This is a genomic window from Bhargavaea sp. CC-171006 (assembly GCF_009761675.1).
Classification (GTDB): domain Bacteria; phylum Bacillota; class Bacilli; order Bacillales_A; family Planococcaceae; genus Bhargavaea; species Bhargavaea changchunensis.
In genome coordinates this window covers 57,323-73,491 of record NZ_QUZH01000023.1, presented here as the reverse complement: position 1 = coordinate 73,491, position 16,169 = coordinate 57,323, and the positions used below count along the sequence as shown (strand labels likewise).

Annotated in this window: 17 protein-coding genes and 1 riboswitch; of the genes, 3 read left to right on the top strand and 14 right to left on the bottom strand. The window is 53.4% G+C overall.

Annotation, left to right across the window (positions count from 1 at the left end; translation table 11 throughout):
• Positions 1 to 44: 44 nt before the first annotated feature.
• The 4 genes from DZC51_RS10050 to DZC51_RS10035 all read right to left on the bottom strand — a co-directional run bounded on the left by DZC51_RS10050 (position 45) and on the right by DZC51_RS10035 (position 4,684).
• Positions 45 to 1,373 (bottom strand): nucleobase:cation symporter-2 family protein, encoded by a 1,329-nt coding sequence (locus DZC51_RS10050; RefSeq protein ID WP_157295362.1) that lies wholly within the window; start codon positions 1,371 to 1,373, stop codon positions 45 to 47.
• The gene (locus DZC51_RS10045; RefSeq protein ID WP_157295360.1) at positions 1,370 to 1,957 is read right to left on the bottom strand and encodes a xanthine phosphoribosyltransferase; all 588 of its coding nucleotides are present in this window, start codon (positions 1,955 to 1,957) and stop codon (positions 1,370 to 1,372) included. The genes DZC51_RS10050 and DZC51_RS10045 overlap by 4 nt, the downstream gene beginning before the upstream one ends.
• A 144-nt stretch (positions 1,958 to 2,101) precedes the next feature.
• A riboswitch (purine riboswitch) is annotated at positions 2,102 to 2,203 on the bottom strand.
• A 130-nt stretch (positions 2,204 to 2,333) separates the two neighbouring features.
• Positions 2,334 to 3,551 (bottom strand): MFS transporter, encoded by a 1,218-nt coding sequence (locus tag DZC51_RS10040; RefSeq protein WP_157295358.1) that lies wholly within the window; start codon positions 3,549 to 3,551, stop codon positions 2,334 to 2,336.
• An 11-nt stretch (positions 3,552 to 3,562) separates the two neighbouring features.
• Positions 3,563 to 4,684: an NAD(P)/FAD-dependent oxidoreductase gene (locus DZC51_RS10035; protein WP_157295356.1), complete on the bottom strand. Its 1,122-nt coding sequence runs from the start codon at positions 4,682 to 4,684 to the stop codon at positions 3,563 to 3,565.
• Positions 4,685 to 4,837: 153 nt separating this feature from the next.
• Between DZC51_RS10035 and DZC51_RS10030 the strand changes: the two genes are divergently transcribed.
• Entirely contained in the window at positions 4,838 to 5,656 is an 819-nt protein-coding gene (locus tag DZC51_RS10030) for an EcsC family protein (protein WP_157295354.1), read from the top strand.
• A 26-nt stretch (positions 5,657 to 5,682) separates the two neighbouring features.
• Positions 5,683 to 5,970: a hypothetical protein gene (locus DZC51_RS10025; RefSeq protein WP_157295352.1), complete on the top strand. Its 288-nt coding sequence runs from the start codon at positions 5,683 to 5,685 to the stop codon at positions 5,968 to 5,970.
• Positions 5,971 to 6,045: 75 nt separating this feature from the next.
• Here DZC51_RS10025 and DZC51_RS10020 read toward each other — a convergent pair whose 3' ends face one another.
• Both DZC51_RS10020 and DZC51_RS10015 read right to left on the bottom strand, forming a co-directional pair.
• Positions 6,046 to 6,363, bottom strand: a complete 318-nt coding sequence (locus tag DZC51_RS10020) for a thioredoxin family protein (RefSeq protein ID WP_157295350.1) — start codon at positions 6,361 to 6,363, stop codon at positions 6,046 to 6,048.
• A 19-nt stretch (positions 6,364 to 6,382) separates the two neighbouring features.
• Positions 6,383 to 7,855 (bottom strand): S1C family serine protease, encoded by a 1,473-nt coding sequence (locus DZC51_RS10015; protein ID WP_157295348.1) that lies wholly within the window; start codon positions 7,853 to 7,855, stop codon positions 6,383 to 6,385.
• Between the two features lie 180 nt (positions 7,856 to 8,035).
• Between DZC51_RS10015 and DZC51_RS10010 the strand changes: the two genes are divergently transcribed.
• Entirely contained in the window at positions 8,036 to 8,812 is a 777-nt protein-coding gene (locus tag DZC51_RS10010; RefSeq protein WP_157295346.1) for an NRDE family protein, read from the top strand.
• A 52-nt stretch (positions 8,813 to 8,864) separates the two neighbouring features.
• Here the strand turns inward: DZC51_RS10010 and DZC51_RS16345 are convergent, their stop codons facing one another.
• The 8 genes from DZC51_RS16345 to DZC51_RS09975 all read right to left on the bottom strand — a co-directional run bounded on the left by DZC51_RS16345 (position 8,865) and on the right by DZC51_RS09975 (position 16,111).
• The gene (locus DZC51_RS16345) at positions 8,865 to 8,987 is read right to left on the bottom strand and encodes a hypothetical protein (protein ID WP_255448120.1); all 123 of its coding nucleotides are present in this window, start codon (positions 8,985 to 8,987) and stop codon (positions 8,865 to 8,867) included.
• 93 nt (positions 8,988 to 9,080) lie between these two features.
• Entirely contained in the window at positions 9,081 to 9,845 is a 765-nt protein-coding gene (locus tag DZC51_RS10005) for a 3-hydroxybutyrate dehydrogenase (RefSeq protein WP_157295344.1), read from the bottom strand.
• Positions 9,846 to 9,859: 14 nt separating this feature from the next.
• Positions 9,860 to 10,501 carry a FusB/FusC family EF-G-binding protein gene (locus tag DZC51_RS10000; RefSeq protein WP_157295343.1) on the bottom strand — a complete coding sequence of 214 codons (642 nt, stop codon included), beginning with the start codon at positions 10,499 to 10,501 and terminating at the stop codon, positions 9,860 to 9,862.
• Between the two features lie 53 nt (positions 10,502 to 10,554).
• Positions 10,555 to 11,328 (bottom strand): SDR family NAD(P)-dependent oxidoreductase, encoded by a 774-nt coding sequence (locus DZC51_RS09995; RefSeq protein ID WP_157295342.1) that lies wholly within the window; start codon positions 11,326 to 11,328, stop codon positions 10,555 to 10,557.
• Positions 11,325 to 12,260, bottom strand: coding sequence for a 3-hydroxyacyl-CoA dehydrogenase family protein (locus DZC51_RS09990; protein ID WP_157295341.1), 936 nt, complete (start codon positions 12,258 to 12,260; stop codon positions 11,325 to 11,327). Before DZC51_RS09990 ends, DZC51_RS09995 begins: the two co-directional genes overlap by 4 nt.
• A gap of 69 nt (positions 12,261 to 12,329) precedes the next feature.
• A complete protein-coding gene (locus DZC51_RS09985; RefSeq protein ID WP_198304100.1) occupies positions 12,330 to 13,649 on the bottom strand; it encodes a GntP family permease in 1,320 nt (439 codons plus the stop codon).
• Positions 13,650 to 13,718: 69 nt separating this feature from the next.
• A complete protein-coding gene (gene hisD, locus DZC51_RS09980; RefSeq protein WP_157295340.1) occupies positions 13,719 to 15,002 on the bottom strand; it encodes a histidinol dehydrogenase in 1,284 nt (427 codons plus the stop codon).
• 125 nt (positions 15,003 to 15,127) lie between these two features.
• Positions 15,128 to 16,111 carry a LacI family DNA-binding transcriptional regulator gene (locus DZC51_RS09975; protein WP_198304099.1) on the bottom strand — a complete coding sequence of 328 codons (984 nt, stop codon included), beginning with the start codon at positions 16,109 to 16,111 and terminating at the stop codon, positions 15,128 to 15,130.
• Between the last annotated feature and the right edge of the window lie 58 nt (positions 16,112 to 16,169).

The window sequence follows — 16,169 nt, the reverse complement described above, 5'->3', positions numbered from 1 at the left end:
AAAAAGAAACCGCACTGCCAGTATCACAGTATGGTTTCTTTTTATTAGGAAGCTTCTTGTGCACTCTGCTTTGTGACGGCCGCAGCGTCCTGTGCTGCCGGTGCAGAAGCTTTGGTGGGTAGCATATTGAAGACAATGTTCAGCACAATTGCGGTGAAGCTTCCTGCGACGATTCCGTTGCTGGTCAGGATCTGCACGCCCTGAGGCAGTGCACTGAACAGATCGGGAACAACGGAGACGCCAAGGCCAAGGCCGACCGAGCATGCCACGATCAGCGCGTTTTCCTGAGACTCGCCCATGCACTTGCTCAGCATCTTGATGCCTTGTGTGGCGACCATTCCGAACATGGCAAGCATCGCTCCGCCAAGTACAGAAGTCGGAATGACGGTGGTGATCGCCGCGACTTTCGGCAGGAAGCCGAGCGCAATCAGCATGATGCCGGTAATCACAATGACGCGACGTGTCTTGACTCCGGTCATTTGCACAAGTCCGACGTTCTGCGAGAAGGCCGTGTACGGGAAGGCGTTAAAGAATCCGCCGAGCATGACCGCGAGCCCTTCGGCACGATAACCGCGGGACAGGTCTTTCCGGGTGATCTTTTTGCCGGTGATATCACTCAGCGCGTAATAAACACCGGTAGATTCGACGAGGGACACGATGTTTACGAGGCACATCGTGATCACTGCCGGCCAGACTATGGACGGGGTACCGAGATAAAACGGCTCAAGCATATGGAACGCGGACGCTTCCCGGACATTGTTGAAGCTGACCATCCCCATTGCAGATGCCATAAGCGTGCCGGCGACCAGACCAAGCAGGATCGAAATGGCCCGGATAAAGCCTGTGGCGAATTTATAGATCAGAATAATAATCAGAAGTGTTGCAAATGCAAGCGACACGTTTGCAGCGGAACCAAAGTCCGCCGCACCCTGTCCGCCGCCCATGTTATTGATGGCAACAGGGATCAAAGTGAGCCCGATGATCGTGACGACCGTGCCGGTGACGATCGGCGGGAAGAATTTTCTCAGCATACTGAAGAACGGGCTGATCAGCACGATGAACAGGCCGGACAGGATGATCGAGCCATAGAGCGCCGACAGCCCATATTCCCCGCTGATGGCAATCATCGGACCGACAGCCGTGAACGTACAGCCGAGTACGATCGGCAACCCGATACCAAAGAAACGGTTGGAGGCAAGCTGCATCAGGGTCGCCACACCGCTCAGGCAGATATCCACTGCAACGAGATAAGTCAACTGCTCGGCACTGAGCCCGATTGCCCCGCCCACTATGAGCGGCACGAGGACTGCACCGGCATACATGGCCAGAAGATGCTGGATGCCGAGTGTTGTTTCACGGATACCTTGCTTCATCGTGTCTCAGCCTCCTCACGGAATGTGGCTTTTCCGTCTGCAAGCGAGTCAATGATGGCAAGTGATTCAACGCGGACGCCCTGTTCCCGAAGTAACTTGCCGCCCTGCTGGAAGCCTTTTTCAATGACGATTCCCACCCCTGCCACAGATGCACCGGCACGGCCCGCGATATCCAGAAGACCAAGTGCCGCCTGACCGTTAGCAAGAAAGTCATCAATGATGAGAAGCGTATCATCGGATGTCACATAATCACCGGAGACCGAGATCGTATTCACAGTCTGTTTGGTGAACGATTTGACATCTGCACTGATCAGCCCTTCCGTGAGCGTAAGCGATGCCCGTTTACGGGCGAAGACGACCGGAACCCCCATGATCAGTCCCGCCATCACTGCGGGTGCAATGCCGGATGATTCGATGGTCAGGATTTTGGTGATTCCGTCATGTTCAAACCGGCGGGAGAATTCTTCCCCGATCGCCTGCATGAGCTTGGGATCGATTTGGTGGTTCAGGAACGAGTCCACCTTCAGCACATCTTCAGAAAGCACACGGCCTTCCGAAGCAATCTTTTCTTGAAGCTGTTTCAATATGATTCCTCCCGTTTGTTTACCACGGCGCTCAACTGGCAGGAAACCAAAAAGCCGGCGTCCGATGCCCCAAGAAGAGGGGCATGGCCGCCGGCTGAATAGATTCCGGTGGAAAAGAAACAAGACGGGGGCTGTCCCCCATCTCTGATTCCCATTGCCTCTCATAGTCGGCCCGTTTACGGCGGGCCGGTAGAAACTTGCAGGCCATATCCCTGCGATTATATGAGCGTCTGATATTGATTGGGCTTAGTATATCACGGCAACAGAAGTTTTCAAGCAAGACGTCAATATACGGAATTCACCGAAAACAGGAAGCGTTTTCGGTGCTCTGCCATACTGCAGCACACCAGCATCCGAACGTTTATCACCTTTCTGATCATGAAGGTACAGATTGGCGTTCATCCGGCAAGTAAAGGGAGACAATACCGAGAATCGGCAGGAGGCTAATGACGACCATCGTCGCATAGACACCCGCCAGGTCCATGAACGCACCAATTGCGACGGAGGCAATTGCTCCCATGCCAAAGGCAAACCCGACAGTCAGGCCGGCCATTGTCCCGATTTTCCCCGGAACAAGTTCCTGTGCATAGACGACGGAGACGGAAAAACTTGACATCAGGACAAAACCGATGATGCCGAGTACCGGCGCAACCAGCCAGATCGGCAGATGAGGCAAAGCGACGGCAAGCGGGATCGGAATGAGGGCAGAAGCCGCAATGACCCGCTTTCTTCCATACCGGTCAGCGAACGGTCCGCCGAAAAATGTTCCGGCCGCGCCGAGCGCAAGGAACATGAAGATAAAGTACTGCGCCTGACGGACAGTCAGTCCGTATTCACCGGTCAGATGAAAAACATAGTACCCCTGCATATTCACTACATAAAAAGACCGCACAAAAATGACAATCAGGAGAAGTGCGATTCCCGCTTTCACCTTCCCCGGAGTCAGTCCTGAAATGCCGGCAATCTGGCGCTTCCTGCCCTTGGCTGCCGCATCCTCTTCCTTGAGGCGATTACTTGTCCAGCGAGCGACGCGGGACAGGATGACGATCCCTGCAGCGGCAAGGAGCAGGAACCATGCGGCACCCGTCTGTCCGAGCGGAATCAGGATCAGTGCCGTGATCACCGGAGCAAGGGCCTGTCCGCTGTTCCCGCCGACCTGGAAGATCGACTGCGACATCCCGCGCTTTGCCCCGCCGGCCAGGAAGGCCACCCGGGATCCCTCCGGATGGAAGATTGCAGATCCGAGTCCGAGGAACATCGCCGCGACAAGGAGCATCCAGTACTCAGGAGAAAATGCAAGCAGCACAATTCCGATGAACGCAAGTGCCATGGCAGCCGGCAACATCCACGGACGGGGTTTTTTGTCACTGATGATTCCGACGACCGGCTGCATGACCGAAGATAGCATCTGAAGCACGAACGTGATCAAGCCAAGCTGAAAATAGCTGTAGCCGTTTTCCGCCTGCAGAATCGGATACATCGCCGGAACAACTGCCGATATGGCGTCGTTCAGAAGATGGCATCCGCCGATGGCGAACATGACCGGATAAACGGGATCCGGCGCCCGTTTCAATGTAGCAGCTGTAGCCGCCATAGTGTCACCCCCTATTCCGCAGCGATCGCCTTATCAGGACTGTAAAGTGAAGGATCGATGTCCAGCGGTTCACCTATAGCCATTTTGGCGAGCTGAACACCAAGATAAGGCCCGACGGTCAGACCGGAGGAGCCCAGCCCGTTCGCGAAATACAGTCCGCCGATGCCGCCGAGCAGTCCTGCTACTGGCAGATTATCCGCCGTAAACGGCCGGTAACCCACGTTCACTTCCTCGAATACCGCTTCCTTCAGTGCCGGAGCCGTGACAAACGCCTTGTCGAGCATTTCATGGATGGCCCCTGCAGTCGGAGTCATCTCGAATTCGTGTTCATCCTCATGGGTGGTTCCGACGATGACCTTTCCGCCATCGGTCGGCACGATATAGTGGCGGCGCGGCGGCATGATGACCGGCCAATCTCCCGTCGGCTCTCCCTCAAGCCGAAGATGGAGGATCTGGGCTTTCTGAGCGTGGACTTCAAGCTTGAGGCCAAGCGGCGCAACTGCCTCCGCAGCCCAGGCACCCCCTGTCACCATCACGGTATCCGCCGGGATCAGTTTTCCGTCAACAACCGCTCCGTTTACTTGACCGTCTTCCACGGAAACGATTGCGGAACCGCGGACAAATGCTGCACCGTGTTTTTGGGCAGCGGAAAGCATCGCGTCACGAAGCTGTCCGCCATTGACCCTGGCCGCCCCGCTGACCCATACCGAAGCAAATTCATCGCCAAGCATCGGGATTAGTTCCCTTGTTTCTTCTTCGCCGAGTCTTCGGATCCCCCCGATTTCAGGAGCCTCCGCTCTCCGGGTAATGGCCCTTTCTTCCGCAAGATCGAGCACCGCGGGATCCGTATGTACACTCAGTGCGCCGACACGACGGTAACCGGTTTCCGTCTCACCGTCCTGTTCAAGGGAGCGGATGAGATCCGGATAGAAGGCGGCTCCCCCTTTGGCTAGCGCATACCATGCCTTGTTCCGGCGCTGTGAAAGCCACGGACAAATGATACCCGCAGCTGCTCCCGTCGCCTGTCCGGGTTCTTCCCGGTCAATAACCGTCACGGCATGTCCTGATTTCGAAAGATGATAGGCGGCAGAAGCTCCGAGGATTCCGCCGCCGATGATGATTACATGATTCATTGACTGACACCTGATTTCTGTTTGGATTCCTCTTCTATTGTATCTGAACAGCAGGCACTGGCAAGCCGTTCCAACTGCGTTTGCCGCTTCCGATGAAACATTTCGGGTATAGGAGACGTATACAGATCAGACAAACCGTACTGGAGGTAGCTTATGGAATCAAGACAATGGCTTGAACAGGAACTGGAACAGATCAGAAAATGGGAGAAGGACCAGGGAAAGATGAGAATCTGGGACCGCCTCGGCCGGATCCCTTTCGCTTTGCTGGACAAGGTGACCCCTGAGTTCATCCAAAACAAGGTGGGCAAGGCACTGGACGAGCTTGGCAAGTTTGTCCAGACGGGCGGCGGTTACCTGAGTACCGAAAAAGCGGTCTCCAACTACTTCCACAACCAGCAGGTCCGCACCATCGCTGATGCAGGGCGGATGCCGGTCTCTGCAATGGACGAAGCCGCGGACCGCGTCGCCGGCACCAGGACGAACCTCGCGACCGTCCAGGGGGCATCCACCGGGTTTGGAGGCATCTTCACCTTGTCGCTGGATATTCCTGTGCTGCTCGGTTTGCAGTTGAAGACCCTCCAGGACATTGCCATGTGTTATGGATATGATCCCGCAGATCCAAAGGAACGGCTTTTTATCGTCAAAGTAATGCAATTTGTCACGTCCGACAGTCACGGCAGAGATTCCATCCTGAAGCAGATGGATCACCTTGATGGAGGAAGCGAAGAGGCCCGTCGGGAGATCGTATCGGAACTGAAGGGCTGGCGGGAAGTCGTCCTATCATTCCGTGACCGGTGGGGAATGAAGAAATTGTTTCAACTGATTCCGGTGGCAGGACTCGTATTCGGCGCCATCACCAACCGGAACACGATTTCGGAACTGGCGGAAGCCGGTGCCATCCTTTATCGGAAACGCCGAATCCGCGAACGGCTTGCATCACTGCATGTTCAGGCGGGGTCAAGTATGGACTAGCAGTTTTTCCAAGAAGCATGACAATAGTGACTTGGGAACAGGAAGAACCGAATGACGAAGTTAAGACATCAAATGAAGAAACTGAGCACTCGAATGACGAAATTGATAGCAAAAAGCGCCTGCCAAACCGGCAGGCGTTTGGTTTTAAAGTGAATCCGGATAGCCGTCAATTGGAAGCAGGAGAATCAAGCTTAAACGCAGGGATTCAGGTTAAATTTATACATTCCTGCAGTGAGTTTGCCCGTTCTCTCATGAGTCTGCACATTGCCCCAACGGAATTACACATTCTCTCGCTGAGTTTACAGGTACTCTAACGTTCATTGAGAATTCCCCCGCCTGTCTTACGGATAATAAAAACGCCTGCCGGCCGGCAGGCGTTTTCTGATAGTTTAAGAGGCAAGTCCATTCAGGAAGGATTCAATCTCCTCTTTTGTCTTGCGGTCTTTGCTGACAAATCGGCCCGTTTCTTCACCTTCGCTGAAGGCGATGAAGCTCGGGATGCCGTAGATATCCAGTTCCCCGCACAGATCGATGAATTCGTCGCGGTCTACCGAGACAAATGTATACTCCGGATAATCCGCCTCGATCATCGGCATGAACGGATCGACAAAGCGGCAGTCCGGGCACCAGCCCGCAGTGAACATAAATACGACGCGTTCTTCCTGCTTCAGTTCATTAAACTGATCAATCGATTCCAACTTTTCCATTAAGATACCCCCTATTGCATCATTCGGCGACGGTGACGTCGGACACCTGGAAGAAGCCATTGCTGTCGATGATGACCTTATAGTCCCGCTTCACTTCGTTCTCAGTGACCGTACCGTCAGCTGCGGTCGTCTTTTCTGTTTCGGTTGAATGCACAATTGCATATTCATCAAAAATCTCTGACGATGTGACGTCCTGGCCGGTTAATTCATACTTGATGCCGCTGTCGGCCAGCTGTTTCGCCTCTTGTGACAGTTTATCATAGGCAGGGCTTTCCGGCTGGACAAGATCCTCTACCCAGAAGAAATCTCCTGCATCCTTCATGAGTGTCTGGAAGTGGCCAAAACTCAGAATGAAGTTTTCAAGGGCAATCTCATTAAATGAATCGCCTTCCCAGCCGCCTTCAAATTGGTCGTCTTCCGGCGATGCGGCTCCGCCCTCAAATTCATCATACGCACCAAAAATGCCTGCGACCTGTTCTGGAGTCATCGGGTTTGCTGCCCACTGGTCAAGCAGGCCGGTCATGCTGTAGAGCGGAATGGCAAAGCCCACCAGGCTGTTGTCCTGCATGACAAGGGAGTTGATGCCGACGACTTTCCCTGTCTTGGCGTCAATCAGCGGACCGCCACTGTTCCCGCGTTCGATCCGTGCATTGATCTGATAAATATTTTCATAGATGAAACCCAGTTCAAGATTCTGATCGTGCGCGGTCAGTTTGCCCGTTGTGACCGTATTTGACAGGCCATTCGGGCTGCCGATCGCGATGACTTCCGCCCCGATCGGCGTCACACCGGTTTCAAGCGGAAACGGTTCGCTGTTGGCATAGTCATCGACCTTGATCAGCGCCACATCGGAGCGGTCCGAGATGCCGATCACACGGCCCTGGGATTCCTTCCCGTTGCTGTTCCGGACTGTGACATCCGTATAGCCGCTCACGACGTGGGCGTTTGTCGCAATGAGACCGCCCTTTTTATAGAGAAAACCGGAGCCGATATTTTCATCGGTGAGGATCGTGAACACTTTCGGCAACGATTCTTTGATGATCTGCTGGACATCCCGCTCCTGTCCGGCGATCTTTTCCGGAAGGATGATGGCTTCCTGGGCGACGGCATTGTCTTCCTGGATTGCGCGCTCCACGGTTCCCTCCCGGACAACCGGTTCTTCCGATTCCTCTTTATCGGTTTCCTCGTTCTCGGTTTCCTCTTTTGCTTCCTCTTCCTCTTCCGGCTGTTCCTCTTCTTTTGTCAGGTCAGCCTCATCCTTTTCCGGAAGAATTTCTTCCTCCGGCGCGACCGTCTCTTCCGCCGCCTCTTCATCTCCCAAGAATTGGAGGGTGGCGAATGTCCCTCCCGTCAGGATGAACAACGCTGCAACCAAGCCGGCAATCAGCCCTGTTCTTTTCTTTTTCCGCATGCCGCGTGTCAGCCGCTCGCCGCATTCCGGACAGGTTCCTTCGTGTTGATCCAATTTATGTTTGCAGTTCGGGCATTTCATGATTAGTTCACTCCGTCCGCTGGTGGATATGTAATGTCCATGTGACCTTTCCAATTCGACAATTATCACTCATTCTATCATGCTTCCATGAAGACCGGCACACGAAAAAAGACATAATTTCAATTCTCGCCCCCGTTCTTGCAGTTGGGTATACTTGAAACTGACAAAGGGGTGATGTTCATGTGCCTGGTGCTGTTGAATCACGGCGAGCACCCGGTCTACCCGCTGATTGTGGCGGCCAACCGGGATGAGTTCTATGAACGGCCGGCTGCGCCGGCCCATATTTGGGAGAAACCCGAAGGGCTCATCGCCGGTAAGGACCTGACCGGCGGTGGTACCTGGCTCGGGCTGACTCAATCGGGCCGTTTTGCAGCCCTCACAAACGTCCGTAAGCCTGATATTCCCCCTCCTCCGGGCGCCCGGTCGAGAGGCGGCATTGTCTTGGACCTTCTTGATGATTCTCTGCCGATGGAAACGACATTGGAACGTCTTTCTGTACATGGAAATCAATACGATCTGTTCAATGTCATCGCTGGAACGCCAGGCCGTCTGTTGTATGAGACGAACCAGGCACCGGGAAGTTTCAGAGAGATTCCGCCCGGTACGCATGGTCTCAGCAACGCCATGCTGGATACGCCATGGCCAAAGGTCGAGCTGGGGGTCGAGCGGCTTTCACGGATTGCGGATGATGTTTGTCCGATCGATCCTGACGTTCTGTTTGAAATCTTGGGTGAAGCGGAACCGTTCCCTGATCACCGTCTTCCGGACACAGGCGTCGGCCCTGATCTGGAGCGTTCGCTTTCCCCGCTTTTTATCCGTATGAGCGGTTACGGCACCCGCTGCCAGACGGTCATCCTCGTCGACCGGGACGGCCGTGCTACATTTATCGAACGCAGCTTTTCGGACGGGACGTTCACGAACGAAGAACGCTTTACTTTCCAGATCCGGAAAAATTAATACCGGATCGCGAAAACCGGCAGGCCTCCGAATGGAGCCTGCCGGTTTTCTTTTACATCATGGCTTCGAGAAGGATAACAATTACGATTCCCACAAGTGCGATCCAGAATGTAGCCCATTGTGGCTTGTCCGTATCGTACGGATACGGACGGCTGTCCGGATAGTGCTTGGTCAATGAAATCCCTCCTGTCTGCTCAGCTTGATCGTCTGTATTCATGATTCCCCAGACGGCCACGGCCGAAACAGGCTCACAGAGAGGTTTCCTTCATTATTGTGCAGTATAGCCGCCGTCCAAAACAACTGCCTGGCCGGTCATTCCTTTGGCATCATCACTTGCGATGTATTTTGAGAGCGACACTATTTCACCGATTTCAATCAGGCGTTTCTGCGGAATAAGGGGATAAAGCACTTCTCCCAGCACTTCTTCTACCGAAACACCTCTTGTTTTCGCAAGGTCGCCCATTTGGTTTCGGACAAGTTCGGTATCGATGTATCCCGGGCAGATTGCATTGACGGTGATTCCGTCCTGAGCCGTTTCGAGCGCTGCAACTTTGGTCAGGCCGATGACGCCATGCTTGGCTGAATTATAGGCAGCCTTGCCGGCGAAGCCGATCAGACCATTAATGGAAGCCATATTGATGATGCGGCCCCAGCCCTGTTTTTTCATATAAGGCAGCACGTGTTTGGTCGCCATGAATGGTCCGACCAGCATAATATCAATAAGCTGACGGTATTTTTCGGTCGGGAATTCTTCCAGATCCGCAACATGCTGCATTCCGGCGTTGTTGATCAGAATATCGATTTTGCCGAAGCGTTCAACTGTAAATTCGATGGCACGGATGACATCTTCCTCTTTAGTGACATCGCATGCAATCCCTTCGGCTCCTTCCCCGAGAGATGCAGCCGCCTGTTTGACGCCTTCCTCGTTCATATCCGACAAGACCACTTTCGCCCCTGTTTCGGAGAATCCTTTAGCAATCTCGAATCCGATCCCCCTTGCAGCTCCAGTGATCAGTAATACTTTATCTTCCATTGTCTGTATCCCCCTTAAGATTTTGTTACTGTCCTGATAAATTCATCAAACCGTTCCCGGTCGTCCAGCCGCCTGTTGCAGGCCATGCTGTCGGTGCAGATGTAATTGCCCCGTTTTGTGTACGTCTCGCCTCCGGAATGGCGGGTCTCGGTAAGAAACAGCCCGGTCTCGTTAATCCCGTTGCAGATCGAGCAGACCCCTTTTTTGCCGGAAGGGCGGAATTGTCCGTAGAGGCCTGTGAATCCCCGTCTATTTTCAAACACGATATACTTCCGGTTGGTGCCTGGATCATTCCAGCCGAGGAAAGTGAGTTCTTTGCGCACAGCTTCTGCAAACTTCGGCATACGCAAGTTCTTGACTTTCGGAAACAGCTTTTTCACATCCCTGTCCGCCACTTCCGCCATCGGCCTGACAAACGCAAGCAACTGTTCCCTGAACCGGTCATAGTCTTCGCGTTCTCTGATGGTTCCGATACTCCGGATTAAATCCGCCAATTCATCAGGCAGATCTGACGCAGAATGTTCGGCGCGCTCGATGGCCATCTGGCTGACAGCGGCAAGGACATCCTCATCATTCGCATTCATATGGCCGTTCAAGACATTCCGGGCTTGCCGGAGAATAAAATGAAATTCACTTCCATTAATGGATTCTTGCATGAGCAACACCCCTTCTCACAAAAAGTGTACCTCTACATGAATCTTTTGTCCGGTCAGATGGCTGTCCATCCTCCATCGACTTTAATCGTGTCTCCTGTCACGAATGAGGACATGGCCGAAGCAAGGAACAGCACCGCTCCGTTGACGTCTTCCGGTTTGGACGGATGGCCGAAAAGAATTCGGCTGCGGATTTCTTCCATAAATGCGGGATCTTCCATCATACCGCTCGTCATCTCTGTTTCGACGAATGTCGGGGCCACCGCATTGACATTAACTTTATGAGGAGCCCATTCGACCGCGAGGGCTTTTGTCAGCTGGACAAGCCCTCCTTTGCTCGAGCAGTAGGCAGCCCGGTTGTAATAGCCGACAAACGCCATCTGGGAAGCGATATTGATGATTTTTCCGCCGCCCTGCCGCTGCATATGTCTGCCGGCAGCCTGGCACATGAAGAAAGCGCTTTTCAGGTTTATGTCCAGTACCGTGTCCCAGTCATTTTCTGTCACTTCAAAGGCCGGCTTCGCGATGTTGATGCCGGCGTTGTTGACGAGAACATCAATCGAACCGTACCGTTCGTATGTCATATCTGCCACACGCCGGGTCTCATTAATGTCCGAGAGGTCCGCCTTGATGGCACTGCTGCCGGCACTGCTGACCAACAGTTCCTGCCGCGTCGACTCAAGGGCATCAGGGTTCCGGCCGACAATGGTGACGTTTGCCCCCAGATCAGCAAAAGCCAATGCGATCGATTTGCCGATTCCTTTGCTGCCACCAGTGACGAGGACCGACTTCCCTTCTAAATCCCCAAAATGATTATTCACTCTACTCATCCTTTCCTTTCATCATCCTTCAGGAAGCGGATCAGCATATTTTCCCGCTCTGCGCTGACTTTTTCGCTGTGGTTGCCGCCCCAATCGTAGAACCCTTCGCCGGACTTCACTCCGAGCTTTCCGGAACCGACCAATGAGTCCAGTGTTTCGCCCGAAGCCTGAAGCGTGCTTAAATCCCTGAACAAATAATCTGAGATGGACTTAAATACATCCAGTCCGCCGAAATCAGCCGACATAAGCGGACCCGTCACAGGAAGACGTCTGCCTATGCTGTATGTCACGGCAGCATCAATGTCTTCTTTGTCGGCCACACCAGCATCGAGCAATGCCTGAGCTTCCCTGAACAGTGCATATTGTAGACGGTTCCCGATGAACCCCTGTATCTCCTGCTTCACGACGATCGGCTTTTTCTGCATCGCATTGAGCAGGTCCATGGCACGGTCTCTTGTGCTGTCGGATGTATGTTTGCCGCCAACCACTTCCACCAGGGGAATCAGGTGGGCCGGATTCCAGAAGTGAGTAACGATAAACCGTTCCGGATGACTGAGGGCGGAAGCCAGATCAGATGGCTGAAGGCCGGAAGTGTTGCTGGCAAGGACCGTATCGGGCCCGATCAGCGCTTCCAGACGGCTGTAGAACTGTTGCTTCAGCTCCAGGTTTTCCGGAATGGCTTCGATGACGAATGTCGCTCCGTCCACCACTTCCTGCAGTTTATCCGAGATGATGATTCTCTTCCGGATTGATTTGGCTTCCTCGCTGCTGAACAGGCCATTATCAGTCATGGTGCGCAGCTTTTGGATAATACCCTGCTCAGCCCTCCTGATGTCTTCTTCATTAGTTGCATACATTTTGACGTCCATATCACGCCATGCCGCATTGAGCGCAATGGAGTGTCCCATTGTACCGCTGCCGATCACTGCCAACTTTTCCATATTCCCATCCCTTTCCATTCATTATTTCACAAATAAAACCCGGCAGCATGGGATGCTGCCGGGGATAGATCAGATACCCAGTCCAAGGGAGAACAGGATGACGGCAAGGGCTGCACCTACGAGCGGTACGATAACCGTCATGGCGCCCATGGCCGGATAAGCATCCTTATGGGTCTCGCCGGCAATAGACCGGATTGTCGTGACTGTATAACCGCCGTGTGGCAGGGAGTCAAGCGATCCGGAGGAAATGGCGACAGTACGGTGAAGGGCTTCCGCATTTACGCCCATGTCCAGATAATGCGGCGCGAGGAGCGGCAACGCGATGGCCTGTCCGCCCGAAGAAGAACCGGTCAAACCGGCGATAATGCCGACCGCGACCGCTCCGCCAATCAGCGGGCTTCCCGGTATGCTTGTAATCGCATCTACCGCAGTTGCAAAGGCCGGTGTCGTTTTGACCACGCCGCCGAACCCGACGACCGCGGCAGTATTTGCAATAGCGACGATCGCGCCGAGTGTCCCCTCGGAAACCGCGTTCCCGAAGTTCCTGAAATACCTGCGGTTCAAAAGGTAAGTGGCGATCACCCCGCCCGAAAGCGCAATGATCAGAGCGGAAGTACCCAGGGAGTCGTGGAACCCAAAGGAGACGAACAGTACAACGAGCAGCGGAATCAGGCTGAGGAATGGGTGTGGAAGCTCGTCCCGATCTTCCCTGTGATCCGACTCTCTCTCGATGAAATGCTCACCATTGGAAACGGCTTTTCGGATCATCTTCCGGAGCCACCAATAACCGAAGACCATCATGAACACAGCGACAATCAGACTCACTTCCCATCCAGCAAGTGGCGATGTGCCAAGAAACTCGATCGGAATCCAGTTCTGGATTTCCGGAGAACCTGCCGATGTCATGGTGAACGTTGTAGAACCGAAAGCAAGTGCTGCCGGAATGAACCTGCGTGGCAGATCTGCTTCTTTAAAGAGGCTGACCGCCATCGGGTACACAGAGAAGGCTACGACGAAGAGGCTGACACCGCCGTAAGTCAGGACCGCACAGGCCGCGACTACCGCAAGAACCGCCTGTTTCATCCCGAGCTTATCAACGATCCATTTGGATACCGCATCCGCAGCACCACTGTCTTCCATGACTTTACCGAATATCGCACCAGCCAGGAACATCAGATACCAGGACATAATGAACCCTGAGAACCCTTCCATGTAACCCGTCAAGAAGTTGGCTGCGCCCTTTTCCGCAAGCTGCGGGAAGAGGGGCAGGCCGTTCATCAAAGCAACAAACAGCGCCGAGAGCGGCGCGACGATCAAAAGGTTCATTCCGCGCATCGTCAACCAAATGAGCAGAACCAGGCCCCCGATCATCCCTATCATTCCGAGCATGAACAAATCCCCCTAATTATGTATCCCGGCCGCCGAGTCCTAAGACCCGGGGCCGGAAAAAATGATTTTTTAGTTTTTCTTCTGGTCGCCGTATCTGCGGACACGGAGCAAGGCCTGCTCGGCATGTCCCGCGAAGTTTTCAAGCTGGCAGAGACGAGCTGCGTATTCACCGATATAGGCGCTTGCTTCTGGCTTCACTTTCTGGTAAGTGACTGTCTTGATGAATTTTCCGACCCACAGACCGCCTGTGTAACGGGCTGCTCCTTTTGTAGGAAGCGTATGGTTTGTTCCGATCACTTTATCGCCGTATGCGACGTTTGTTTCAGGACCGAGGAACAGGCAGCCGTAATTAGTCATGTTTTCGAGGAAGTAATCCGGATTTTCGGTCAGGATTTCGACGTGCTCATAAGCCATCTCATCCGCCACTTCCCTTGCTTCCTCGATCGAATCAACCACAATCACCTGGCCGTAATCGTCCCAGGAAACGCGAGCAACATCAGCAGTCGGCAATACTTGCAGTTGGCGCTCGATTTCTTCGAGTGTCTCATGCGCGAGCTTTTCGCTTGTCGTGACGAGAGCACCCGGTGATGTCGGGCCGTGTTCCCCTTGGCCGAGCAGGTCGGTTGCAATCATTTCTGCATCGGCTGTTTCATCTGCGACAACAAGTGTTTCTGTAGGGCCTGCGAACAGGTCGATTCCGACTCGGCCATACAGTTGACGCTTCGCTTCCGCGACAAACGCATTACCCGGTCCGACAATCATATCGACCGATTCGATTGTTTCCGTGCCGATTGCCATGGCGCCCATAGCCTGGATGCCGCCGAGAAGGTAGATTTCATCAGCGCCCGCAAGGTGCATCGCTGCAACCGTCGCTTCAGGAATCTCTCCGTTAATCGGAGGTGTGCATGCGATCACCCGCTTGACACCTGCCACTTTTGCTGTAAGTACACTCATGTGGGCCGACGCGACCATCGGATAACGGCCGCCCGGGATGTAGCATCCGACGCTGTTGACCGGAATGTTTTTGTGGCCGAGGATGACGCCCGGGATGTTTTCTACTTCAACATCGCTCAGCGAGGCCAGCTGAGCTTCCGCGAATTCACGAATATTCTTTTGTGCGAACTTGATGTCCTCGATGACTTGATCCGGCACACGGCCGACAATTTCGGAAATCTGTTCTTCACTCAGACGGAACGATTCCGGCTCCCACTTATCGAACCGAGCAGACATTTCACGTACTGCCGCATCGCCTTTTTCTTCGATATCGGAAAGTGCCGCAGCTACCGTTTCTGAAACCTTTGCGTCACTCTGTTTAACTTCTTCAGTGGATTTTCCCTGTTTGATGAATTTCATATTGGATGGACCCCTTTCAAGATCTGCTGGAATGAATACGTATGCAAACATGGGTGAATACGTATGCAAAAACGCTTACAAAAAGTACATTACTTAAAATTATCGAAACAGTCAAGACTGTTTTTTTATGTAGTCCCCCGCAATTTCATCTCACCCGGGAGATAATGAACTTCTCCGTCCGCATGGCTACGCTCCGGATCGAGAAGCAGTTCAATGGAGAGTGCGACCATCCTGTCCACCGGATGCGCATATGTAGAAAGCTGATAAGGGGACCAGGAAGACATTTCGATATCATCGAATCCGATAAGCTTGACCTGTTCCGGAACACGGACCCCCCGGTCACGGAAAGCATCAAAAATCCCATAGGCCATAATATCAGTCACGGCAAACACCGCATCCGTGAGGCGGCCGGACTCGACCATTTCAGCACCATTCCGGTACCCGGTGCCATAGGTGAAGTCACCCGGCAATACTTGGCATCCAAAACCATGATTCTCCAGTTCCTCAGTAAACCCTTTCAGGCGCTCAATATGCGTGGAAGCTCCTTCACGTCCTCCAACGTATGTAAATGATTTACATCCCCGGTCGATAAGAAGACGTGCGATTTCCCTGGCAGCCGTTTCGTTTTCACAGCTGACCGAGTGTAGCCCGGAACCCGGAACGACACGATTGAACAGCACGGCCGGTATGCGGAAACGCTTGAGCATCTCAGCGGTTTGGAGAGATGCAGTCGCGTCCATGATGACCACTCCTGCAACGTGGTAAGACAGCAGGGCATCTATATCATGCATTTGCAGTTCGATATCATCTGTATCAATCAGGAGTACGCTATATCCAAGCTTTTTCAGTTCCGAAGTGAACTTCTTCACAGCGTGCGGATAATAAGGGTTGGATACGCCTTTCATGACCAGACCGATCAGGCTTGATTTTCTCATAATCAGACTCCGGGCATACTCGTTCGGCCGATAGCCCAGCTGTTCCGCGGCTTTCAGAACTTTTTCCCTGGTCTTTCCGGAGACACTTGCTCCCTTTGTAAAGACCCGGGAAACCGACGATTGCGAAACCCCCGCAAGTTTTGCCACCTCGTGGGCAGTAACTTGGTTCTCCAACGCATTCACCTCCTCTTATTTCCGGATTATACAGTGACGGGAAATAGAAAAAAAGCCT